The sequence below is a fragment of the Bradyrhizobium sp. 4 genome (assembly GCF_023100905.1).
Taxonomy (GTDB): domain Bacteria; phylum Pseudomonadota; class Alphaproteobacteria; order Rhizobiales; family Xanthobacteraceae; genus Bradyrhizobium.
Map to the genome: position 1 here is coordinate 6,384,451 of NZ_CP064686.1, position 22,360 is coordinate 6,406,810.

At 64.8% G+C, this 22,360-nt stretch carries 18 protein-coding genes and 1 pseudogene; 5 read left to right on the forward strand and 14 right to left on the reverse strand.

Going from position 1 to position 22,360, the window contains the following annotated elements:
• Positions 1-5 precede the first annotated feature (5 nt).
• The 11 genes and pseudogenes from IVB45_RS30515 to IVB45_RS30565 form a co-directional block, all read right to left on the reverse strand.
• Positions 6-968 carry a hypothetical protein gene (locus IVB45_RS30515; RefSeq protein ID WP_247358273.1) on the reverse strand — a complete coding sequence of 321 codons (963 nt, stop codon included), beginning with the start codon at positions 966-968 and terminating at the stop codon, positions 6-8.
• Positions 969-1,060: 92 nt separating this feature from the next.
• Entirely contained in the window at positions 1,061-1,345 is a 285-nt protein-coding gene (locus tag IVB45_RS30520) for a cupin domain-containing protein (RefSeq protein WP_027570360.1), read from the reverse strand.
• 37 nt (positions 1,346-1,382) lie between these two features.
• A pseudogene (locus tag IVB45_RS30525) lies at positions 1,383-1,847 on the reverse strand (ionic transporter y4hA); the annotation flags it as partial.
• A 109-nt stretch (positions 1,848-1,956) separates the two neighbouring features.
• Complete coding sequence (locus IVB45_RS30530; RefSeq protein ID WP_247358272.1) at positions 1,957-3,438, reverse strand: sodium:proton antiporter; 1,482 nt, start codon at positions 3,436-3,438, stop codon at positions 1,957-1,959.
• Positions 3,392-4,189: an alpha/beta fold hydrolase gene (locus tag IVB45_RS30535; RefSeq protein WP_027570358.1), complete on the reverse strand. Its 798-nt coding sequence runs from the start codon at positions 4,187-4,189 to the stop codon at positions 3,392-3,394. The genes IVB45_RS30530 and IVB45_RS30535 overlap by 47 nt, the downstream gene beginning before the upstream one ends.
• A 171-nt stretch (positions 4,190-4,360) precedes the next feature.
• Complete coding sequence (locus IVB45_RS30540; protein ID WP_247287601.1) at positions 4,361-5,758, reverse strand: NAD(P)(+) transhydrogenase (Re/Si-specific) subunit beta; 1,398 nt, start codon at positions 5,756-5,758, stop codon at positions 4,361-4,363.
• A 42-nt stretch (positions 5,759-5,800) separates the two neighbouring features.
• Positions 5,801-6,118 carry a proton-translocating transhydrogenase family protein gene (locus IVB45_RS30545; RefSeq protein WP_007596278.1) on the reverse strand — a complete coding sequence of 106 codons (318 nt, stop codon included), beginning with the start codon at positions 6,116-6,118 and terminating at the stop codon, positions 5,801-5,803.
• A gap of 11 nt (positions 6,119-6,129) precedes the next feature.
• The gene (locus IVB45_RS30550) at positions 6,130-7,257 is read right to left on the reverse strand and encodes a Re/Si-specific NAD(P)(+) transhydrogenase subunit alpha (RefSeq protein WP_247358271.1); all 1,128 of its coding nucleotides are present in this window, start codon (positions 7,255-7,257) and stop codon (positions 6,130-6,132) included.
• 137 nt (positions 7,258-7,394) lie between these two features.
• Entirely contained in the window at positions 7,395-7,547 is a 153-nt protein-coding gene (locus IVB45_RS30555; protein WP_007596280.1) for an aa3-type cytochrome c oxidase subunit IV, read from the reverse strand.
• A 142-nt stretch (positions 7,548-7,689) separates the two neighbouring features.
• The gene (locus IVB45_RS30560; RefSeq protein ID WP_247358270.1) at positions 7,690-10,650 is read right to left on the reverse strand and encodes a patatin-like phospholipase family protein; all 2,961 of its coding nucleotides are present in this window, start codon (positions 10,648-10,650) and stop codon (positions 7,690-7,692) included.
• A gap of 243 nt (positions 10,651-10,893) precedes the next feature.
• Positions 10,894-12,825: a M3 family oligoendopeptidase gene (locus IVB45_RS30565; protein ID WP_247358269.1), complete on the reverse strand. Its 1,932-nt coding sequence runs from the start codon at positions 12,823-12,825 to the stop codon at positions 10,894-10,896.
• Positions 12,826-12,952: 127 nt separating this feature from the next.
• Here IVB45_RS30565 and IVB45_RS30570 point away from each other — a divergent pair, with 127 nt between their 5' ends.
• The 3 genes from IVB45_RS30570 to IVB45_RS30580 all read left to right on the forward strand — a co-directional run bounded on the left by IVB45_RS30570 (position 12,953) and on the right by IVB45_RS30580 (position 18,863).
• Positions 12,953-14,446 (forward strand): sigma-54 dependent transcriptional regulator, encoded by a 1,494-nt coding sequence (locus tag IVB45_RS30570; protein ID WP_027570353.1) that lies wholly within the window; start codon positions 12,953-12,955, stop codon positions 14,444-14,446.
• A 347-nt stretch (positions 14,447-14,793) separates the two neighbouring features.
• Positions 14,794-16,953 (forward strand): L,D-transpeptidase family protein, encoded by a 2,160-nt coding sequence (locus tag IVB45_RS30575; protein ID WP_247358268.1) that lies wholly within the window; start codon positions 14,794-14,796, stop codon positions 16,951-16,953.
• Between the two features lie 287 nt (positions 16,954-17,240).
• Positions 17,241-18,863: a DUF882 domain-containing protein gene (locus IVB45_RS30580; RefSeq protein WP_247358267.1), complete on the forward strand. Its 1,623-nt coding sequence runs from the start codon at positions 17,241-17,243 to the stop codon at positions 18,861-18,863.
• A gap of 15 nt (positions 18,864-18,878) precedes the next feature.
• Here the strand turns inward: IVB45_RS30580 and IVB45_RS30585 are convergent, their stop codons facing one another.
• From IVB45_RS30585 to IVB45_RS30595, 3 genes are all read right to left on the reverse strand, one after another.
• On the reverse strand, positions 18,879-19,301 hold the full coding sequence (locus IVB45_RS30585; protein ID WP_247358266.1) for a DUF1801 domain-containing protein: 423 nt from the start codon (positions 19,299-19,301) through the stop codon (positions 18,879-18,881).
• Positions 19,302-19,361: 60 nt separating this feature from the next.
• Positions 19,362-19,634, reverse strand: coding sequence for a DUF2312 domain-containing protein (locus tag IVB45_RS30590; RefSeq protein ID WP_007596286.1), 273 nt, complete (start codon positions 19,632-19,634; stop codon positions 19,362-19,364).
• Between the two features lie 210 nt (positions 19,635-19,844).
• The gene (locus IVB45_RS30595; RefSeq protein ID WP_007596287.1) at positions 19,845-20,147 is read right to left on the reverse strand and encodes a DUF1244 domain-containing protein; all 303 of its coding nucleotides are present in this window, start codon (positions 20,145-20,147) and stop codon (positions 19,845-19,847) included.
• 178 nt (positions 20,148-20,325) lie between these two features.
• Here IVB45_RS30595 and IVB45_RS30600 point away from each other — a divergent pair, with 178 nt between their 5' ends.
• Together IVB45_RS30600 and pyk are read left to right on the forward strand one after the other, a co-directional pair.
• Positions 20,326-20,919 (forward strand): DUF1036 domain-containing protein, encoded by a 594-nt coding sequence (locus IVB45_RS30600; RefSeq protein ID WP_027570349.1) that lies wholly within the window; start codon positions 20,326-20,328, stop codon positions 20,917-20,919.
• The gene (gene pyk, locus IVB45_RS30605) at positions 20,916-22,352 is read left to right on the forward strand and encodes a pyruvate kinase (protein WP_027570348.1); all 1,437 of its coding nucleotides are present in this window, start codon (positions 20,916-20,918) and stop codon (positions 22,350-22,352) included. Before IVB45_RS30600 ends, pyk begins: the two co-directional genes overlap by 4 nt.
• Positions 22,353-22,360: the final 8 nt, after the last annotated feature.

The window sequence follows — 22,360 nt, forward strand, 5'->3', positions numbered from 1 at the left end:
CCGTCTTAATCCGGGGTGACGCTCTTCGGCAGAACGGAATGGAACATGGACTTGACGCCCGACAGCATGTCGTCGGCGACATTGGTCTTCGGCCGCGGCATGGACGCTCCGGCATCGGCGCGCAGATCGAGCGGGGGCGCAATCATCGGGACCGGAATATCAGCCGGGGGCGTCAGCCGATTCGGGTTCTCGTTGCCGACCGAGGCCGTATAGGGCGGGCCCGCCTGCGACGAGCCGCCATTGCCATAGGCCTCGGCTGCTGGTGTCGAGACCGTGATCGGCGGCGGCAACGGACGCACCGACGACGTATCCACGGGAATGACACGCGGGGCCTCCGGGGTGCGGGCGGCTTCACGCACCGCAGGCTCCTGAATCTTCTCGGGCGACTTGGTCTCGGAAGACTTGGTCTCGGAAGACTTGTTGTCGGAAGGCTTTGTGTCGGAAGCTTTGGCCTCAGCCGCTTTGCTCTCAGGCGACTTGCGCAGGCGCTCGATCGCGGCGCGCACGAGATCGTTGGCGTCGGGGGTTGCGGCCGGCGTGGCAGCAGCCGGCGCTGAATTGGCCTCCACCACCGGGGTGGCGGGAGCGGGTGCACTGACGGCCGGGGTGGACTTGGCAACCGCCTTCTCGCGCGCGGACGGCTTGCCGCGCGCCGCGGCCTCGGGCGGTGCCACGTCCGCCGTCGAGGTCTTCGACTCCGGGGCGGGCTGATCGGCAGTCTTCTCGGCCGCCGGCTTGTCAGTCACCTTCTTCTCGGAAATGCCCTTGGCCTTGACGCCGGGCGCGGGGAGGTTGGCCACATCGGCGGGCTTGCCGTTCTTGCCAGCCTCGGCGGGCGCCGTCACGGCCGCGGGTGCATCCGCCGCCGGCTTGGCGTTGATGTAATGATTAACGATGTACGCCCCGATGATCGTTGCGAGCACCGAGGGGAAGATGTCCATCGAGATTTTAGCAATGTATTTCAGCATTCCGGCCACTCCCCGCGCGATCTGATGCGGGAACTTTGAGGCATAGTGAGGGATCAACTGCGACAGATCAATGGCAAAGGGGTACGCCGGAATTACGGCTTCAGCTCGACCTCAAGGAACACGATCTCGGTTGCGGTTTCGTTAAGCACGTCGTGCTGAACGCCGGCCTTGCGAAAATAGGATTTCCCGGCCGCAAGCTGTGCTTTGGACCGCTCGCCATTGGGTGCCACGATGGTCATTTCCCCTGCGACCACGGGAACAATGACGTAGTCCATGCCGTGGGTGTGGTGGCCGGTGGCGCTGTTTGGCGCGAGCCGCCACTCGGTCACCCGAACCTGGTCATTGTCGATCTGAACCTCGGACTCGGCGGCAATCATCGGAACTCTCCTGGGGCATCATCCGGAAAACCGGTTCAGGCACGAAAACCATGAACACATAGACGGCAAATACCACCATATGGACCAGCCCGAACAGGACATTGGTCCTGCTCGTACCGAAGGTCAGCATGCTCAGGAAGAAGGTCAGGAGCAAAAGCACGCTGCCCTGGCCGCTGAGGCCGCGCGTGAGTTCCTTGTCGAGCGCATAGGGGGCGACACCGACCGCCGGGATAGTCAGCCCGATGGTGGCCAGCGACGAGCCGAGCGCGAGGTTGATGCTCTTCTGGAGGTCGTTCTTGCGGACCGCCGAGACGGCCGCGACGCCTTCCGGCAGCAGGATCAGGAGCGCGACCAGAAGTCCGGCAAAGGCAGGCGGCGCACCGATCCTGGCCGCGACGGCATCGACCACCAGCGAGAATTTCTTGGACAGCAACACGACCGCCAGCAGCGCAATCAGCAGCAGCACGACACTGAGCACCAAGGTCCGGCCCGACAGATGCGCCTCGCACGGCCAGCGCCGGAAAGATCCAGGCCGACCGACATCGGATTGTGCGCGCTTATCCATCGGCTCCAATTGTCTCAGTCGAGCAGTAGCAAATCGGGCGGCAGATTCAATGCCAGCGCAGGATCGGAGCGAACGGCAGCAGCGTCAGCAGCACGAACAGCGGGATCAGCACCGCGCTGGCGCGCACGAAATAACCGAAGAAGCTCGGCATCTCGATCCCGTTCTCGCTTGCGATGCTGCTCACCATGAAATTCGGCGCATTGCCGATATAGGTGAGCGCGCCCATGTAGACTGCGCCCATGGAGATGGAAGCGAGCGTGCCCGAGAGCTCATGCATCAGCACCTGCGGGTCGCCGCCGGCGAGCTCGAAGAACAACAGATAGGTCGGCGCATTGTCGAGAAACGCCGACATCAGACCGGTGAACCAGAAATAGGCAACCTCGCGCGGCGTGCCGTCCGGCCCTGTCACGGCCGACAACAGCCAGGCGAACGCGCCGTGATGGCCGGCATCCAGCATGGCGATGACCGGGATGATCGCGATAAAAATGCCGGCGAACAGCTTCGCGACTTCGCGGATCGGCTCCCAGGTGAAGCCGTTGGCCTGCCTGTGCTCGTCCGGCGTCAACCACACCGACAGGGCCGCTATGGCCAGCAGCGCCGCGTTGCGGACGATGTCTTCCAGCTCCAGCCTGGTTCCGAGAACGTCGAAGGCGATGCCGGGCTTCCACATCGCCGAGCCCAGCAGGCTCGCGACGACGGCCGCGATCAGCACCAGGTTGACGAGGCCGCGGATGCGGACCGGCTTCGCGGCGCCGACAGCACCGGGCAAGGGTTCGCTGCGGAAGCGCCAGACGTCGATGACAACGAAGATCGCGAGCAGCAGTCCGGCAACGATCGCCGTCTGCAGCCAGATGGTCCGCGTGGTCCAGAAGAAGTCGACGCCATGCAGGAAGCCGACGAACAGCGGGGGATCGCCGAGCGGGCTCAGCGCGCCGCCGACATTGGCGACCAGGATGATGAAGAAGATGACGACATGGGCGTTGTAGCGCCGCGGCCGGTTGGCGCGGATCAGAGGGCGGATCAGGATCATGGCCGCCCCCGTGGTGCCGACTACGCTCGCCATCACCGTACCGAGCGCGAGGATGCCGGCATTTGATGCCGGCGTCGCCTTGATGTCGCCCGTCACGAGAATGCCGCCAGCCACGACATAGAGCGAGAACAGCAGCACGATGAAGCCGAGATATTCGGCGAGCATGGCGTGAACGAGGGCGGCCAACGTCGCCATGCTCCCGGCAAGGATGACGAGCGAGGCGAGTGCCAGCAGCGACCAGGCCGCGGCGATCTTGCCGTAATGGTGGTGCCAGACTTTTGCAAACAGCAGCGGCCCGAGCGCGATCGACAGCAGCAGGCCGGCAAAGGGCAGCGCATAGGGCCAGCCCATCACCGCGCCGTCGAGCCCGGTCGCCGCCCATGCGTGCTGTGGCAACAACACGACGAGGATCGCGGCGATGAACCCGCTCCCGCGCCGAACGAAAAGTCGTCTAGAAAGCAATGAAGCGCCTCGCCGTTTCAATCGCACCGAACGCATCGAGATTATCGTGTCCGCCGCCCGCAAAGCGAACGAACTGTTTCGGTTCATGCGCGAGCACGAACAGACGCTCTCCGAACACGATGGAAATGGCAAGGTCATCGGTGCCATGCATCACCAATAGCGGCACAGTGACGCGCGGGATGCGCTCGTCGGAATGAAATGGATCGCGCATCAGCAGACGCACCGGAACGTACCAGAACGATGAAGCTGCAATATCGGCCGTCGATGTATAGGGCGCTTCCAGGATGAGTTTTCCAACACGATGCTCCGAGGCGACCGCGACCGCCACGCCGGTCCCGAGTGAAAAGCCCCAGGCGACGATTCGCTCCGCTGCGTAGCGCGCAGTGGTGAAGGCGTAGGCAGCCGCGGCATCGCGCAGCAGGCCGGCCTCACTCGGCGCCCCGCTTGAGCCGGCATAGCCGCGATAGGACAGCGCGACGAGGCCGGTGCCGTCCGCCGTCATGGCCTTGAGGCGGCTGACGCGACCGGCGAGATAATCGCCATTGCCCGGAAAATACAGGATCACGGGACGGCCTTGCTTCGCCGGCACGTGCCAGACGATGACCTTCTCGCCATCGGAGGTGGTCAGGACGTGCTCTTCGGCCTCAGGGAGGCCTGCGGCGTCCGGCGCGGTGCGGCCGACGGGCGGGATCGGAAACAGCATCTCGCGCTGCCTGACATACAGCACGAGGAGACCGGCGAAATAGACGGTCACGAGCAGGATGGCGATCCACTTGACGATGGTCATGATGACGCGGCCCGGCCCCCGTTCAGGGCTTTGCAGCAGCTCCGCAGCAATTTCATGACACCGCCCGAGGCGCCCCGGAACGTTGAGGCGCCCGCACGCCACCTGCTGAGCGGCGTACCATGCGACGCGCTGCTCGCGCGTCGCATTCGCAATGGTCGGTTTGTCTCCGCGTTACATCGCCTTGACGATGTTCTCGGTGACCTTCTTGGCGTCGCCGAGCAGCATCATGGTGTTGTCGCGATAGAACAGCGGATTGTCGATGCCGGCATAGCCCGAGGCGAGCGAGCGCTTGATGAACATCACGGTTCCGGCCTTCCAGACCTGGAGCACGGGCATGCCGTAGATCGGCGAGGTCTTGTCCTCTTCGGCCGCCGGATTGGTGACGTCGTTGGCGCCGATCACGAAAGCAATGTCGGCCTGCGCGAATTCAGAGTTGATGTCCTCGAGCTCGAACACCTCGTCATAGGGCACGTTGGCTTCGGCCAGCAGCACGTTCATGTGGCCGGGCATGCGGCCGGCGACCGGGTGAATGGCGTATTTCACCTCGACGCCTTCCTTCTTCAGGATGTCGCCCATTTCACGTAGCGCATGCTGGGCCTGCGCCACCGCCATGCCGTAGCCGGGCACGATGATGACCTTCTGCGCGTTCTTCATGATGAAGGCGGCGTCGTCGGCCGAGCCGAGCTTGGCCGGCTTCTGCTCGCCGCCGCCACCGCCCGCCGCCGCGGTCTCGCCGCCGAAGCCGCCGAGGATGACCGAGATGAAGGAGCGGTTCATCGCGTGGCACATGATGTAGGACAGGATCGCGCCGCTCGATCCCACCAGCGCGCCGGTGATGATCAGCGCGGAGTTGCCGAGCGTGAAGCCGATGCCGGCCGCGGCCCAGCCCGAGTACGAGTTCAGCATCGAAATGACGACCGGCATGTCGGCGCCGCCGATCGGGATGATCATGAGCACGCCGAGGGCCAGCGCGATGATGACGATCAGCCAGAAGTCGAGCGCGCTGCCCGACATCACCAGTCCGACGATGAAGACGACGAGGGCGATGGCGAGTGCGATGTTGATGAAGTGGCGGAACGGCAGGATGATCGGCGCACCGCTCATCCGCGCGGACAGCTTCAGGAACGCGATCACCGAGCCGGTGAAGGTCAGCGCGCCGATGGCGACGCCGAGCGACATCTCGACCAGGCTCTGCGGATGGATGTTGCCGGGGCTGCCGATGTCGAAGGCCTCCGGCGCATAGAACGCACCGGCGGCGACCAGCACCGCGGCCATGCCGACCAACGAATGGAACGCGGCGACCAGTTCCGGCATCGAGGTCATCGGCACGCGGCGCGCGATCACCGCGCCGACGCTGCCGCCGATCGCGATGCCAAGGATCACGAGGATCCAGGCGAGGCCGTCCGCCGGCGGATGGCTGGCCAGCGTGGTGGCGACCGCGATCGCCATGCCGATCATGCCGAAGAAATTGCCCTGCCGCGATGAGGCGGGGCTGGACAGCCCGCGCAGTGACAGGATGAACAGCACACCCGCCACGAGATACAGAACTGCAGCCAGATTGGCGTTCATCTCAGGTCCCCTTTGCCTTTGTCACCCCGAGGTGCACGCCGCTCACTTCACTTTCTTCTTGTACATCGCCAGCATGCGCTGGGTGACAAGGAAGCCGCCGAAGATATTCACGCAGGCGAAAATGAGCGCGATGAAGCCGAAGCCGCGCGCCCAGCCTGAGCCGCTCGAGATCATGCCGACGCCGACCGCGAGCAGCGCTCCGACCACGATCACCGAGGAGATCGCATTGGTCACGCTCATCAGCGGCGTATGCAGCGCCGGGGTCACCGACCACACCACGAAATACCCGACGAAGACGGCGAGAACGAAGATCGACAGCCGGAAGACGAAGGGATCGACGACTTGTGCGATATGCTCCATGACGGCTCTCCTTACGCTTTCGGCTGGAAATTCGGGTGGATGACGGCGCCGTCCCTGGTCAGCGCGGTCGCCTTGACGAGTTCGTCGTCCCAGTTCACGGCCAGCACCTTGCTGGTCTTGTCGACCATCGTCTCGATGAAGTTGAACAAATTGCGCGCGTAGAGGCTGGAGGCCGACGCCGCGACGCGGCCGGCGACGTTGGTGTAGCCGACGATCTTGATGCCATCGACCTCGGCGACCTCGCCCGCCTTGACGCCTTCGACATTGCCGCCGCGCTCGACAGCGAGATCGACCAGCACCGATCCCGGCTTCATCGACTTGACCATGTCGGCCGTAACGAGCCTCGGCGCAGGCCGGCCCGGAATCAGCGCGGTGGTGATCACGATGTCCTGCTTCTTGATGTGCTCGGCGGTGAGCGCAGCCTGCTTGGCCTGGTACTCCTTGGACATTTCCTTGGCGTAGCCGCCGGCGGTCTGCGCGTTCTTGAATTCCTCGTCCTCGACGGCGAGGAATTTTGCACCGAGCGATTCGACCTGCTCCTTGGTGGCGGGCCGGACGTCGGTCGCGGTGACGACGGCGCCGAGACGGCGCGCGGTCGCGATCGCCTGGAGGCCGGCAACGCCGACGCCCATTACGAACACTTTGGCGGCGGGCACCGTGCCGGCCGCGGTCATCATCATCGGGAAGGCGCGTCCGAAGGCCTCGGCGCCCTCGATCACGGCGCGGTAGCCGGCAAGGTTGGCCTGCGAGGACAGCACGTCCATCACCTGCGCGCGCGTGATGCGCGGCATCAATTCCATCGCGAAGGCGGAGACGCCGGCATCGGCGATCGTCTTCAGCGCGGCCTCGTTGCCGTAGGGGTCCATGATGGCGATGACGAGCGCGCCGCGCTTGTACTGGGCCAACTCGGAGGCTTCGGGGCGCTTCACCTTGATGATGATGTCGGCGTCCTTCAGCGCGTCGGCGCTGACGGTGGCGCCCACGGCGGTGAATTCGGAATCCGGCAGACCCGACTTGAGGCCGGCGCCCGGCTCGATGGCGATCTCGGCGCCTAACGCCTTGAACTTCTTCACCGTATCCGGCGAAGCGGCGACCCGCGGCTCCGACGGATCGATTTCCTTGGCAACGGCGATCTTCATAGGCCCTCCGGCGACGCGGGAAAGAGCGCGCACGCGAACTTAGCGTTACTCCCGCAACGTTGGATACCGGTTTTCAATCCGGCTTGATTGCAAATTTTATGGGCACCGACGACGCTGGCGGTGCTGCAGGCAGTGGATCAGGTCAGGAAGATCGCCATCAGGATCACGATGAGCGCGACCGAGACCGTGCCGTACTTCACCAGCTTGATGAAGCCCTCGTAGGTCTGCTCGTGGGCAACGTAGTCGTTGCCGTCGGCGGTGCTGTACGCCACTTCGCTATGGTCGGCCATGAATTGTCCCCAGTCGAAAGTCGAATTTCATGGCTGGGATACCGCAAACTTTCGGGCAGGGCAACGGCAGGCAGGCGCGGTTTCCCGGCAAATCAGGTCATTTGGAATTCCGATTGGCGGGAAAGCTCGGCGCGAGCGCCGCTCAGCCCTGATCGATCATCGTGGCGGTGACGCTTGCGGCGGGGCGCTGGGATACTGGAAGGCCGAGCGCCTCGCGGACCGCGTCGATCGCCGGCTCGCCCGCTTCGGTGAATCGGGCCGTATGCGGATTGACGCCGCACCCGACCGCCACCGGGTTGTCGCCGGACAGGAAACCGTGGGCCATGTGGAAGCCCAGCGCGCGGTAGACCTCGAACTGCTCCTCCGAGAAGAACTGGTCGCCCGTGGTCTCGTGCGGGAACGTGGCGTGCCGCCGCGCATAGTCGCGGATGTAGTCGTTCTCGTCTCCGGTCAGGGACGATTTAAGGTAGACGAGATAGCCAATGTCGCCGGCGCCGTAGTCGATGGTGCCGATGGCGACGTGGACGTGATCGATCGGCTCGTCGTGGCGCCGGCCTGAGGACGTCGAGGGGTCCGCATTGCACGCCATGACGGCCCGCGTGCGCTCGCGGATCGGTATCCAGGGCAGATCGATCCGGACACCGAGATCGATGCGGGCATAACGCTGCAACGTCATCAGCGACGCGAAGTTCATCGGCGTGTCCGCTTCCGCATCCACGGCGATGATGACCCGGCAACGCCGGCGCAGCAGCTCGTAGATGCCGAGATTCTCGATATGGCCGCCGTCGGTGAGATAGACACCGTCGCTGTTCTCGTAGAGACGGCCGGAAATCTCCGACCAGAAATAGAGCGGCGAGAAGCGGCGGAACCAGCGCGCATTCACGTAGCGCGGATTTCGCAGCCAAAAGCCGAGCCGCACGTTGAGAAGCGCAAGCGTCGGCGTCAGCGACCGGATCGAGTTCGATCCCATGTTCGACGACGCAGCCGCCCCGGAGATCGCCATGGCCGTGGCGAGGTCGAGACTTTGCTCGGCCTTCTCGACAGCCAGGGTCGCCGCGTAGCCGGTGGCCTCGCTCCCGACATTGCGCGGTGAGAATACGAAGAAGTCGGCGTTGCGGCCGCGCCGGTTGGCGAAGTCCGATCCCTGGATGTTCAGCGCCGTGTTGATAAGGTGATAAGGCGCCAGCAATTTGGGCCCGCCCTGTTGGCGGTCCTCCTGAGCGTCTGCGACGCCATAAAGGTCGCTCAGCTTCATGCGATCGAGCGACTTGAAGTCGCGCCCCTGGTCTAGACTGGCCTCGGCACGCGCAAGATCGTGCTCGACCGGCCGGATCGGGTTGAACAGGAAGGCCTTGCTCAGCCTGTCGCGGTAAAGCCGGTGCAGCGAGTTCGCATTCGGGGTCAGAAGCCAGGAGACCAGGAACAACAACAGACCCGTCAGCGCATACAGGACGATCACCGGCAGGGTGTAGCCGTAGGCCGCGTCGGATCCCGATCCCTGGAACAGTTGGGGAAAGTACGGCTGAACCCTGAGCTTGACCCATTGTGCCGCAGGCTGAAGCCACGCCGGCGCGTGCCAAGTCGCCAACCGATCCGAGTCCGTCTCGACGCGCGGCTCGGGGGACGGCGCAGCCTTTGGCTCAGTGAATTCGATGGCGGCGTTTCGGTCCAGCTGCACCTTGCCTGCGAGCGCCGCCGGGAGGGTCGCGGACAATTTTGCCTTGGCGATGCAGTCCCTCTGCTCGGTCTGGGCCGAGCAATCCCTGAAGATGTCGTTGGAGATCCCCCAATAAGACAAATTGAGATAAGCGACCCAGATGATCAGCGGCAAGGCGAGGCCGGCGAACCAGAGCGCGGCCTTGGCAACGACTGCAAGAACCATCGATCCTCGCTGCGAGGAAGCGCTGTTGCCCTTCAGCAGCTCGAGAAATTGCTGCCGGAACGCGGCGACGAGCGCCGCGATCGGCGCCGCGACGGCGGCAAGCGACTGTATCCAGGTCACCGCGACGCCGCCGACCGGCCCGCCGATCACGCTGCTGTCGGCAACATCGAACATCTGCCGCAGCATGAACGGCTGAAACTCGAAGAAGGCGATGGCCGACAGCAGGACCAGGAAGGTCGCCCCCACGGTCGGCAAATGCGAACGAAATTCCTGGCGATGGCTCGGGCGGGCAAAGGACCGCACGATCGCCCACAGGAAAAAGAGTCCGACCACGATGATCGCAGTTGCCAGGGTGAGCGCGAAGTTGGTCACCTTGAGCACGCGCGCGAAATCGCAGGCGCCGCCGACGACAAGGACGATGGCCGCGGCATAGACCCATACGATCGCCGGACCGCTCCCCCGTTCGGATCGCGAGCAGATATATGCCAGCACTGCGCAGGCGAGCAGGATCACACAGGCGATGGCACCGACCTTGGTGAAGCCGTGCTGATTCACGAAGCCGAAATCGTATAGCTCGCATCTCTTGGAATCGACAAAGCTGACGCCGAACAGATTGGCGACCGTCAGGCACGTCCGGGTCGGCGTCGACCAGATGGTGACCGCCGCCAGCATCAGGATGATCGGAAGGATGATCCCGATATTGGCGATCAATCCGCGCACCACGATGGCAAAGCCGGTGAGGAGATCGCGCACGCCGGCGGGGATCAGATAGTTGGAGTAATTCCGGATGTGCCCGACGGAGGCGGTATCGCTGATCTCGCTCGCGGTCGCGGTGCCGCCCGAAGGCCTCTCCCCGAACACGAAACGCCGCGTGACCGTCATGGTCGCGCTGAGCGAGGCGCCGATGTAGCCGCCGCCCGAGACAGTCGAGAGGTAGTCGATCCGCCGGAACAGATTGTGGTGGTTCAACGCCTGGAGGACGCCGAGGCAGAGCGCCGAGGACCGAATGCCGCCGCCGGACAATGCGAGCCCGGTGACGTCGAGCATCTGGCAGGATTGCAGACCATCCGTGCCGATCTGGCGCGTCGCCTCGCGGCGGGTGTTGATGGCTTCGATCTCGTCGCGAACGATCTGATGGTGCTTTTCGCACCACGGCATTTCCTCAGTAGACCGCGGCGCCCGGGCTTCAACGGGCTGCGTCGGCTGGACCTGATCGAGCATGCGTGCCTCCCCTGGGCGGCGGAGCACCGGCAATCAATGGTTGTAAAGCGAATGAAAATAGCCTTATGAAATTTTAGTCTCGCCGGGGATGCAAACGTTCAATGCCACATCGCCGGCGCCCGGTTGCGAAGGCTATGTGGCCAAACGCTGCGTCGCCAAAGGCTGCGCGGCGCCGGCTGGAACTCGCCGGCGCTGCATCCTGCGGAAGGTCTCGAGCCGCGCTTCAGGCAACTCGCGCCTGCCTCAGCCCATCGCTTCCAGCTCGTCGATCATGCCGGCGATGACGCTCAGGCCGCCGTCCCAGAACTTTGGATCCTTGGCATCGAGCCCGAACGGCCGCAGCAGTTCGGAATAATGCTTGGTGCCGCCGGCGGCGAGCATGTCGAGATACCGTTCAGCGAATCCCTCGGCCGCATTCTCGTAGACGGCGTAGAGCGAGTTCACGAGACAATCGCCAAACGCATAGGCGTAGACGTAGAACGGCGAATGGATGAAGTGCGGGATGTACATCCAGTAGTTCTCGTAGCCCGCTTTGATTTCGATTGCCGGCCCCAGGCTCTCGCTCTGCACAGAGAGCCAGATCTCGCCGAGCCGCGTCGCGGTGAGCTCGCCGTTCTTGCGCTCGGTGTGGACCGCGCGCTCGAAGGAATAGAACGCGATCTGCCGCACCACGGTGTTGATCATGTCCTCGACCTTGCCGGCGAGCAGCGCCTGGCGCTGCTTTGCGCTCCTGGTCTGCGCCAGCAGCCGCCGGAAGGTCAGCATCTCGCCGAACACGCTCGCGGTCTCCGCCAGCGTCAGCGGCGTCGGCGCCATCAATGCGCCGTTCCTGGCCGCCAGCACCTGGTGCACGCCGTGGCCGAGCTCATGGGCGAGCGTCATCACGTCGCGTGGCTTGCCCTGGTAGTTCATCAGCACGTAGGGGTGCGCGGACGGCGTGGTCGGATGCGAGAAGGCCCCCGGCGCCTTGCCCGGGCGCACCGGCGCGTCGATCCAGCGGTCGGTGAAGAAGCGCTCGGCGATGTCAGCCATCTTTGGCGAGAAGCCGCGATAGGCGGTGAGCACCATGTTTCGCGCGTCGCCCCAGCCGATCACGTCGGTCGCAGCAAAGGGCAGCGGCGCGTTGCGGTCCCAATAGGCCAGGCGCTTCCTGCCGAACCAGCGTGCCTTCAGCGCGTAGTAGCGATGCGACAATTTTGGATAGGCCGCGCGGACCGAGGCGACCAGCGCATCCACCACCTCGCGCTCGACCCGGTTATTCAGATGCCGGGAATCCGCGACGTCCTTGAAGCCGCGCCAGCTGTCGGAGATGTCCTTGTCCTTGGCCAGGGTGTTCGTGATCAGCGCAAAGGTGCGCTCATTGGCCTTGAAAGTCTTTGCGAGCGCCTCTGCCGCGGTCTTGCGCTTGGCGCCGTCGCGGTCCTGCAACAGATTGAGCGTTGGCTCGATCGCGAGATCCTTGGGCCCGACCTTGAAGCGCAAGCCCGAGATGGTCTGGTCGAACAGCCGGTTGAAGGCGGAATAGCCGGTCTGCGCCTTCTCCAGGAAGAGCTGCTCGAGCTTGTCGTCGAGCTGGTACGGCTTCTCCTTGCGCAGATCCTCGATCCAGGGACGGTAGTGCGCGAGCTCGGTGGCCTGCATCGCGCGGTTCAAAATATCGTCATCGATGCGATTGAGCTCGAGCGCGAAGAACAGCAGATGTGTCGATGCCGCCGTCAGGCGCTCGGAAACGTCGCCGTAAAACTTTGAAATCTTGGGGTCCACGCTGTCGCCGGCATGAACGAGGCCAGCGTACGAGCCGAGCCGGCCGGCGAGGTCGTCGATCGCCTCATAGCGTCGCACGGCTTCAGCGAGCCATTTTCCGCCATCTTCCTTTGCTGTTCCTGTTGCGAGCTTGCCCTTGTAGTCCGTCTCGAACGCGACGCAATCGGCATCCATCTTTGCGAGATCGCGCGCCACTTCCGGTGCATCGATCCCGGAATAGAGGTCGGCGAGATTCCACACCGGAAGCTTGCCGGTCTTGCTCGCAGGCTTTGCGGGTGAAGGCTTGGCAAGCGAAGACTTGGCGGGTGAATGCTTGGAGGGTTTTGCCTTGGCTGTCTTGGTGTTCGGCTTGCGAAGAGCGGGCTTGCTGATGGCGGACTTCTTAACTGCAGGCTTGGAGCGCGAATTCATTGTGTGGGAAACCTGTGTTCAACAATCACGACGGCGGGCGGGGGCATCAGGATTTAACAGTGCGTTAATCGGCTTCGGCCAGAGTGCCCCGATTCGAGACAGATAGTAGTAGCGTGCGGGGAACACCATGGCTGCCAGTATTTTGATCGCCGACGACGACGCTGTAGCCCGCCGGCTGGTCGAAAACATGGTGCAGAAATGCGGCTATGAGACGATCGTGGTGGACTCCGGCGACGCGGCGATTGCCGCCCTCACCGCCCCTGACGCGGCCATCGACGGCGTCATCCTCGATCTCGTGATGCCCGGCCTCGACGGCATGGGCGTGCTGGCGAAAATCCGCGAAGCGGGTCTCAGCATCCCCGTCATCGTGCAGACGGCCCATGGCGGCATCGACAATGTAATCTCGGCGATGCGCGCGGGCGCGGCCGATTTCGTGGTCAAGCCGGTCGGCCTGGAGCGGCTCCAGGTCTCTCTTCGCAACGCGCTCAACTCCTCGGCGCTCAAGGGCGAATTGCAGCGCATCCGTCACAGCCGCGAGGGCCGGCTGACCTTCTCCGACATCATCACCCGCGCCGAGGCGATGGCGAGCGTGATGCGCGCGGCGCAGAAAGCAACAAACTCCTCGATCCCCGTGCTGATCGAGGGCGAGTCCGGCGTCGGCAAGGAGATGTTCGCGCGTGCCATCCATGGCAGCGGCGAGCGCAAGGCAAAGCCGTTCGTCGCGGTCAATTGCGGCGCGATCCCCGACAACCTCGTCGAGTCCATCCTGTTCGGTCACGAGAAGGGCGCCTTCACCGGCGCCACCGAACGCCACACCGGCAAGTTCGTCGAAGCCCATGGCGGCACGCTATTCCTGGACGAGGTCAGCGAGCTGCCGCTGAGCGCGCAGGTCAAGCTGCTTCGCGCGCTCCAGGAAGGCGCGGTCGAGGCGGTCGGCGGCCGCAGACCCGTGAAGGTCGACGTCCGCATCATCTCGGCGACCAATCGCAGGCTGCTGGAGCGGGTCAAGCAGGGCCACTTCCGGGAAGACTTGTTCTATCGCCTGCATGTGCTGCCGCTCACGATCCCATCGCTGCGCGCCCGGCGCGAGGACATTCCGCATCTGCTCAGGCATTTCCTGGCGCGCTTTGCCGCCGAGGAGAACCGCCCCATCACCGGCATCAGCGGCGAGGCCGTTGCTCACCTTGCCCAGCTCGATTGGCCCGGCAACATCCGCCAGCTCGAAAACGCGGTCTACCGCGCCGTGGTGATGAGCGACGGCGACCAGCTTGGCCTTGACGACTTCCCCCTGATCGCCTCGCAGCCACATCCGGGAACAGACATTCCGACCGCGCCGCTGATGCTGGAGCCGATCGCGGCCCCCTCCGTCGTGTCGGGTAATGACATACCGATCGCACCGCTGCCGCAAGCGGGTGCTCTCTCCATGCTGACCGCGACTGGCGACGTCCGGCCGCTGGAGGATATCGAGAACGAGATCATCCGTTTCGCGATCTCGCATTACCGCGGGCAGATGTCCGAGGTCGCCCGCCGCCTCAAAATCGGCCGGTCCACCCTCTACCGCAAACTCGATGAGGCCGGGGTTCCCGGCCATGGCGGCAAAAGCGGTGAGGAGACGCACTGAGCCTGACGCGAACGGAGGTTCGTCCGGGCGGAGCGATACGACTGTAAGCCGTTCGTACGACGACGGAATTCGACTGCGATTTGAACCGTGACTTGGAAGTGACAGACACAGGGAAAAGCGCGTGGCAGAAGCGCACAATCCGTTGCCAAGAGGCTTGCTTGAAGTCAGTTTGTCGTGAGTTGTCCCGGGTAGCGCTGGCTGCGAAATCGGGGCCTGTATATCGTCTGCGTAGGATTCGTTGCGTGCAGGCGTGCAACTTTCGAGAGGCCGGCGCGGTTTAGCCGAAGCTCAATAGGCGATAACGAAGCTGTTCCACGGGGGACAGTTCACCCGAGGGGTGCGACACAATGCGTGACTGTTTGAACCACCGTGCAGGCTTTGACCGTGTCTTGATGACGGTCGCGGCGACCTTCCTCACGGTATCGGCCAGCTCGGCCCTGGCGCAGGATCAGGCGCGCAGCAGCGCTGCCGAGCTCGCGATCGAAGCCGCGATCCCGCGCCCCGAACCCGCAAACGTCCCGCCCCCGACCGCATCCGACATCAAGCTCGACACCACCGCCACGGTTCAGGACTCGGCAAAGGAGCCGGTCAAGGAACCCGTGAAGGCCGAAGCCGCTCCCGCGCCGGACAAGGTCGAGACCAAGCCTTCCGACGTCGCCACCACGCCGGCGACCGAGGCGCCGAAGAGCGAGACGGCGAAGACGGAACCTGCCAAGGCCGACACGGCGACAACGCCGGCCGCGCCCGCCACCGCTGCGGCTCCGGCCTCGGAGCCGGTGAAGGCCGCGAGCAACGTTCCCGCCGCCGACCAGCCGGTCGCCGACAAGCTCAAGGACGCCATCGGCGCCAAGGCTTCACGCTATTTCGACCGCAAGAACGAGCGCGCGACGATCGAGAAGTTTTACGGTGCACGCGACTTCGCGCCGGTCTGGACCCAGGCCGGCAGCCTGACCGCTGCGGCCAAGGGCGTGATCGCACGGCTGAAAGACGCGGCGTCCGACGGTCTCAATCCCGCCGATTACCCGCTGCCGGACTTCGCAGCCGCCACGACACCCGATACACTCGCCGATGCCGAGCTCAAGCTCACCGCCAGCATGTTCGACTATGCGCGCCAGGCTCAGAGCGGCCGCATGCACTGGTCACAGGTCAGCGGCGACATCCTCTATCCCGAGCATCCGATCGATCCGAACGAGGTGCTCGCCAAGGTCACGACGGCGGCGGACGCCTCCGCGGCGCTCGACAGCTACAATCCGCCGCAGAAGCTTTACAAGGAGCTGAAGGCGAAGCTCGCAGAGCTCCGCGGCCAGGGCAACGGCCCGGTGATCGAGATCGCCGATGGTCCGACGTTGAAATACACCCCGGCCGGCAAGAAGCAGGCTGAAATCGTCGTTGAAGATCCGCGCGTGCCGCAGCTGCGCGCCAAGCTTGGCATCACCGAGAACGCCAACGACACCCGCTATGACGCGCCGGTCGCCGAAGCCGTGCGCAAGTTCCAGAACAGCGCCGAAATCAAGGCGACCGGCATCCTCGACGACAAGACGGTCAAGGCGATCAACACCCCGAAGCGCGACAAGCAGATCGACGTGGTGCTGGTGAACATGGAGCGCTGGCGCTGGCTGCCGCGCGACCTGGGCGTCCCCTCCCTCGGCGATGCCTACGTCATCCTCAACATTCCCGACTACACGCTGAAGGTGATGCAGCGCGGCCAGCAGGTCTGGACCACCCGCGTCGTCACCGGCAAGCCCGGCACGCATGCGACCCCGCTGCTCACCGAGACGATGAAGTACATCACGGTCAATCCGACCTGGAACGTGCCGCCGTCGATCGTCTACAACGAATATCTGCCGGCACTTCAGCAGGACCCGACCGTGCTCCAGCGCATGGGCCTCAAGCTCGAGCAGAACCGCGACGGTTCAGTGCACATCTCGCAGCCGCCCGGTGAAGCCAATGCGCTCGGCCGCATCCGCTTCAATTTCCCCAACAAGTTCTTGGTCTATCAACACGACACGCCGGACAAGAACCTGTTCGCCCGGGACGAACGCGCCTTCAGCCACGGCTGCATGCGCGTGCAGAACCCGGATCAGTACGCGTCGGTCCTGCTCAACATCGCGATGCCGAACGAGAAGTACACGCCGGAACGCATCCGCAGCATGTACGGCAAGAGCGAGATCGACTTGAAATTCCCGACCCCGATCCCGGTCAACATCACCTATCAGACCGCATTCGTGGACGATGGCGGCAAGCTGCAATTCCGCAAGGACGTCTATGGCCGCGACGCGACCATGATCAACATCCTGAAGAACGGTCGCGGCAAGGATCTCGAGAACGTGGTCGCGCACTCCCAGCCGAGCTATTCACGCCCGGCAACGACGCTGCCGAACGGCGTCCTGGCGGCCAATGGCGGCTCGTCCGGCCCGAATTTCTTCGAGCGCCTGTTCGGAGCGCCGACCCCGCCGCCGGCTCCGGTCGGCCGCCGTCCGCAGCAGCAGCGGGTGTTCACCCGCTGAGCCAGGCCCGCCCCGGGTCTGATTTCCTGAAATTCAGCAATAAAATCAGCGACCTCATCCTCTGGATGGGGTCGCTTAACGTTAACCATTCTCCACCTGACCTCGGGCAGCGGGCCTTTTTTCGCCACACTCACCCGGTTAGGTTCGCGATCTGACTTGGTTTGGGGGCGGGAAGGTCAACCTCGAATTAACCTTCTCGCTTTAACAAAGCGTTCATCCTCTTTCGCGCGCTACGGGGTTAGCGGGAGAGTCCATTTTGAACGCTCGTCGACTGGGTGGGCTCTAACGTGCTGACTGGAATCGCACGCCAATTCGCTGTGCTGTCGTTGTCCCATGCGGGAGTGAAGGCCGGATCACGGATCGGCCTCGCTGCCGTATTGCTGCTTGCTGCCGCGGGTTCAGTTCATGACGCCGCCGCGCTCAACGAGACCAAGACGCTCTCCTTCCACCACACCCATTCCGGCGAAGACCTTACCGTCACCTTCAAGCGCGACGGGCGCTACGACGAAGCGGCGCTGAAGCAGCTCAATCACTTCCTGCGCGACTGGCGCAGCCAGGACGAGACGGTCATGGACCGTCACCTCTTCGACATCCTCTGGGAAGTCTACCGCGACGTCGACGGCAAGCAGCCGATCCAGATCATCTCCGCCTACCGCTCGCCCGCCACCAACTCCATGCTCCGCCGCCGCTCCTCCGGCGTGGCGCGCTTCAGCCAGCACATGCTGGGGCATGCGATGGACTTCTACATCCCGAACGTGCCGCTGGAGCAGATCCGCTTCGCCGGCCTGCGCCTCCAGCGCGGCGGCGTCGGCTTCTATCCGACCTCAGGCTCGCCGTTCGTACATCTGGACACCGGCAGCATCCGGCATTGGCCGCGCATGACGCATGACCAGCTCGCCCGGGTCTTCCCGGACGGACGCACCGTCCATGTCCCAACCGACGGTACGCCGCTGAAGGGCTATGAGCTCGCCAAGGCCGAGATCGAGCGGCGCGGCAGCGGCGAAGATTCCGGCAGCAAGTCGAATTTCTTTGCCGCCCTGTTCAAGGGCAAGCCGGCTCCGGCGGCCGCGAGCAACGACGAGGATGACGAGGGCGCGCCCGCTCCGGCCGCGAAGCCTGTCGCGCCGACCGTGGTCGCCGCCGCGACCAAGCCGGCCGATCCGGTGCCGACGCCGCGCGCCAAGCCGTCGGTCGCGGCGACGATTCAGCTCGCCTCGGCCGATGCGCAGCTCGTCGCGCTGCCCAAGTCGAAGCCGGCGCCCGTGGCTGACAAGCCGGCCGCCGGCAAATCTGCTGACGCCAAGCCCGAGACGCCCGCCGACATCATCAATGCCCGCGGCTTCTGGGACGCCCCGGCCACGCCGCAACAGGCGACGCCGGCTCAAGTGGCTGCGCTGAAGGCCCGGCAGGCGCTTGCCGCCGCCACCGATCCGCAGCCGACCGCGAGCGTGTCCAGCGCCGCCTATCAGGCACTGGCCTACGCGCCGGCGTCCGCCTCCCCGGTCGACCGCGCCAATGTCGTCGCCGCCTCCGCGCCGATCCCGCGCTCCGCCCGTCCCGCCTCCGCGTCGCGTAACCTTGCACCCGCGACCGAGATCAACACGGTGGTCGGCAAGCGCGTCGACGGCATGGTCGCAACCGCGACCCGGCTCTCCGCAGCCAAGGGTGAAAGTATCTGGCTCAAGATCGTGATGCTGTCGCCGAGCGCCAGCCGCGCGATGTCGGTCACGCTGATGGGCGAGCTCGACACGGCCGCGATGCGCGCCTACTTCGTCAAGCCGCAGTCCGTGATCGCCATGGGTTTTGCCGACGATCCGATGCAGGGCTTGTCGTGCGACAGCTTCTCGGGCACCGCCACCGCCAAGCTCGAGACGACGTCGTTCGTCATGCGGACCGCCGCGTTGCGCTGAGGTCTTCGCGCGCCGCTAACGCTTCTTCCTTTGTCGATCCAGATGATACGTCAACGCCAGCGACAGGCAGACCGATAGCTCCCGCTTAGGCGGCTTGCCCGACACCGGCAACAGCAACGCCCTGGTCTGCCGATATTCGAACCGATCGGGAAAGCGTTCGCGAAAGGTATCGACCAGCGTCGTCTTGCAGTTGAACAGAATCGCGGCGTGCGCGGAGTCCTTCAGGCGGCCGAGCCGGATCGTGCTGCCACTGCCGGTCTCTTCGGTCAGATAAGCAGGCTCGCCCCATTTCAACGTTTCGGTGAGACGGCCGATGCCTTCATGCGCCGCGGCGGTCGCGAAGATCAGCTCGCGTACCCAAAGCAGCCGCTTGCCGATCGACGCCGGAAAAGCGTCGTAGGCACGGCTTACCTCGCGCGGCAGCGGCGGCGCAGTCACCGCGGTCTCCTTCGATCGACATGGTGTCGCCCAGGCCAAAGCCGGGACGACACCGATACCTCAGATCATCCCCAGTGCCTGCATGTAGGTCTCGAGGATCGTCTCGGCCTCGGCGCGCTCGTTCGGGTCCTGCTTGCGCATGCGCACGATGGTGCGCAGCGCCTTGACGTCGTAGCCGTTGCCCTTGGCCTCGGCGAAGACGTCGCGGATGTCGTCGGAGATCGCCTTCTTCTCTTCCTCCAGCCGCTCGATGCGCTCGATGATGGACTTGAGCTGGTCCTTGGCAAATTTCGTCGCGGGCTCGTCGTCGCGGACGGCGGCGGAGGTGGCCATCTTGGTACTCCCAATGGAACTGGCAAAAACGAGGTGACGCCGGCATCCTCACCGCGCGTGCTGGTTAGACCCTTAGGGTTCGGACCTCTCGGGTTCAAGGCAGCATCGCGCTCGTCCACAGCGCGCCCACACCTTCCTACGGCACGTCGAAGAAAGCTGTTGTGTGATGCAACTCAAGGGCACCGCACATCAGGCTGCCGGCGCGGCCGTTCAGTGCCCGGGATGAACCTTCTTCATGGCGTCGAGCTGCTCAGGCGTGGCCGCGCCCTGGTATTTCGATTTCCAGGCCTCGTAAGGCATGCCATAGACGGCTTCCCGGCTCTCGTCCTTGCTCAAGGCGACGCCTTGGGCGTCGGCGGCGTCCTTGAGCCAGTTGGACAGGCAGTTGCGGCAGAAGCCTGCGAGATTCATCAGGTCGATGTTCTGGACGTCTGTCCGCGTCTTCAAATGATCGACCAGGCGCCGGAAAGCGGCAGCCTCGAGTTCCGTTCTGGTTTTGTCGTCGATTGCCATGGCTGGATCCCTCGGCTTTGCGAAATTGGCAGTGACCTGGATGGGTCACCCTTACGAGATCAGGTGGGGCCTGTCACAGATTTTGCCATATCGCGGCGCAAACGGGCGCAAAGCCGGCTTCGGGCAGTTCCCGGGCCCTACGCCAAATCGTCAATGATCTGATATAGCTTCCGCGACAATGATCGCCGAATCTCCCCGCTCCCCCCTTCGCCTGCTCGCCCGGTTGGTCCCGGTGCTGGTGGTTGGCTTGCTATGCTTTTGGGCCAGCCCGGCCTCGGCCGATTTCCGGCTTTGCAACAACACATCGAGCCGGGTCGGCATCGCGCTCGGCTACAAGGATGCCGAGGGCTGGACCACCGAGGGCTGGTGGAACATCTCGTCCCGTTCCTGCGAGACCCTGCTGCGGGGAACGTTGGTGGCCCGCTTCTATTACATCTACGCCATCGACTATGACCGCGGCGGCGAATGGTCGGGCCAGGCCTTCATGTGCTCGCGCGACAAGGAGTTCACCATCCGCGGCACCGAGGATTGCCTCGCGCGCGGCTATGACCGGACCGGCTATTTCGAGGTCGATACCGGCGAGCAGCGGGCCTGGACCGTTCAGCTCACCGATGCCAACGAGCAGCCGTCAAAACAGCAGCGCGTGCCTGGTCTCCCCGGCCCGGTTGGTCCGGGGGTTCCGGGTTTGCCCAATGGCCCGCCCGGTGGTACGCCCCCCGCCGCGCCTGGCCTCCCGCCAGCTCCCTCGCCCCCGTCTGGAAATAAGCCATGAGGCGTCTTCGCCGTATCAAGATTCTCGCGACTCTGGGACCCGCTTCTTCGGACCTCGCGATGATCCGCCGTCTGTTCGAGGCCGGCGCCGACCTGTTCCGCATCAACATGAGCCACACCCCGCATGACAAGATGCGCGAGCTGGTGGCAACGATCCGCAACGTCGAGAGCAGCTACGGAAGGCCGATCGGCATTCTGGTCGACCTCCAGGGCCCAAAGCTCCGGCTCGGTGCCTTCGCCGAAGGCGCGGTCCAGCTCCAGAACGGCCAGACCTTCACGCTGGATTCCGACAAAGCGCCGGGCGACACCACCCGCGTCCAGCTTCCGCATCCGGAGATCCTGGCCGCGCTGCGGCCGGGCCATTCGCTGCTGCTCGACGACGGCAAGGTGAGGCTGATCGCCGAGGAGACGTCGAAGGAGCACGCGGTGACGCGCGTCGTGGTCGGCGGCCGGATGTCCGACCGCAAGGGTGTCAGCCTGCCCGACACCGACTTGCCGGTCTCGGCGATGACGCCGAAGGACCGCGCCGACCTCGAGGCGGCGCTGGTCACCGGCGTCGACTGGATCGCGCTGTCCTTCGTGCAGCGCGCCGACGACGTGCTCGAGGCCAAGAAGATGATCCGCGGCCGTGCGGCGGTGATGGCCAAGATCGAGAAGCCGCAGGCGATCGATCGCCTCGCCGACATCATCGACGCCTCCGACGCCCTGATGGTGGCGCGCGGCGACCTCGGCGTCGAGCTGCCGCTGGAACGCGTTCCGAGCCTGCAGAAGCAGATGACGCGCATGGCGCGGCGCGCCGGCAAGCCGGTGGTGATCGCGACGCAGATGCTGGAATCGATGATCCAGTCGCCGGTGCCGACCCGCGCCGAAGTCTCCGACGTCGCCACAGCCGTCTATGAAGGTGCCGACGCCATCATGCTGTCGGCGGAATCGGCGGCCGGCAAATTCCCGGTCGAGGCTGTCTCGACCATGAATCGCATCGGCGAGGAGGTGGAGCGCGACCCGATCTATCGCTCCGTCATCACCGCACAGCGCCCCGCCCCGGAAGCCACCGCCGGCGATGCCATCGCGGACGCCGCGCGGCAGATCGCCGAGACGCTCGACCTGCCGGCCCTGATCTGCTGGACCAGTTCGGGATCGACGGCCGTGCGCGTGGCGCGCGAGCGGCCGAAGCCGCCGATCGTGGCGATCACGCCGAACGTCGCGGCGGGACGCCGGCTGTCGGTCGTCTGGGGCATACATTGCGTGGTGGCGGAAGATGCGCGCGACCAGGACGACATGGTAAGCCGCGCCGGCCAGATCGCGTTCCGCGACGGCTTCGTCCGGGCAGGCCAGCGCGTGATCATCGTCGCCGGCGTGCCGCTCGGCATCCCCGGCACCACCAACATGGTGCGCATCGCCTCGGTCGGCCCAGAGGGCGAAGCGAATATCTAGGCCCGCCA

Bases quoted from the DNA above. Each gene is read 5' to 3' on its own strand.
- IVB45_RS30560 (WP_247358270.1), bottom strand. From the start codon at position 10,650: ATGCTCGATCAGGTCCAGCCGACGCAGCCCGTTGAAGCCCGGGCGCCG.
- IVB45_RS30550 (WP_247358271.1), bottom strand. From the start codon at position 7,257: ATGAAGATCGCCGTTGCCAAGGAAATCGATCCGTCGGAGCCGCGGGTC.
- IVB45_RS30565 (WP_247358269.1), bottom strand. From the start codon at position 12,825: ATGAATTCGCGCTCCAAGCCTGCAGTTAAGAAGTCCGCCATCAGCAAG.
- IVB45_RS30590 (WP_007596286.1), bottom strand. From the start codon at position 19,634: ATGGCCACCTCCGCCGCCGTCCGCGACGACGAGCCCGCGACGAAATTT.
- IVB45_RS30540 (WP_247287601.1), bottom strand. From the start codon at position 5,758: ATGAACGCCAATCTGGCTGCAGTTCTGTATCTCGTGGCGGGTGTGCTG.
- IVB45_RS30570 (WP_027570353.1), top strand. From the start codon at position 12,953: ATGGCTGCCAGTATTTTGATCGCCGACGACGACGCTGTAGCCCGCCGG.
- pyk (WP_027570348.1), top strand. From the start codon at position 20,916: ATGAGGCGTCTTCGCCGTATCAAGATTCTCGCGACTCTGGGACCCGCT.
- IVB45_RS30555 (WP_007596280.1), bottom strand. From the start codon at position 7,547: ATGGCCGACCATAGCGAAGTGGCGTACAGCACCGCCGACGGCAACGAC.
- IVB45_RS30575 (WP_247358268.1), top strand. From the start codon at position 14,794: ATGCGTGACTGTTTGAACCACCGTGCAGGCTTTGACCGTGTCTTGATG.
- IVB45_RS30520 (WP_027570360.1), bottom strand. From the start codon at position 1,345: ATGATTGCCGCCGAGTCCGAGGTTCAGATCGACAATGACCAGGTTCGG.
- IVB45_RS30600 (WP_027570349.1), top strand. From the start codon at position 20,326: ATGATCGCCGAATCTCCCCGCTCCCCCCTTCGCCTGCTCGCCCGGTTG.
- IVB45_RS30595 (WP_007596287.1), bottom strand. From the start codon at position 20,147: ATGGCAATCGACGACAAAACCAGAACGGAACTCGAGGCTGCCGCTTTC.
- IVB45_RS30530 (WP_247358272.1), bottom strand. From the start codon at position 3,438: ATGCGTTCGGTGCGATTGAAACGGCGAGGCGCTTCATTGCTTTCTAGA.
- IVB45_RS30535 (WP_027570358.1), bottom strand. From the start codon at position 4,189: ATGACCATCGTCAAGTGGATCGCCATCCTGCTCGTGACCGTCTATTTC.
- IVB45_RS30545 (WP_007596278.1), bottom strand. From the start codon at position 6,118: ATGGAGCATATCGCACAAGTCGTCGATCCCTTCGTCTTCCGGCTGTCG.
- IVB45_RS30515 (WP_247358273.1), bottom strand. From the start codon at position 968: ATGCTGAAATACATTGCTAAAATCTCGATGGACATCTTCCCCTCGGTG.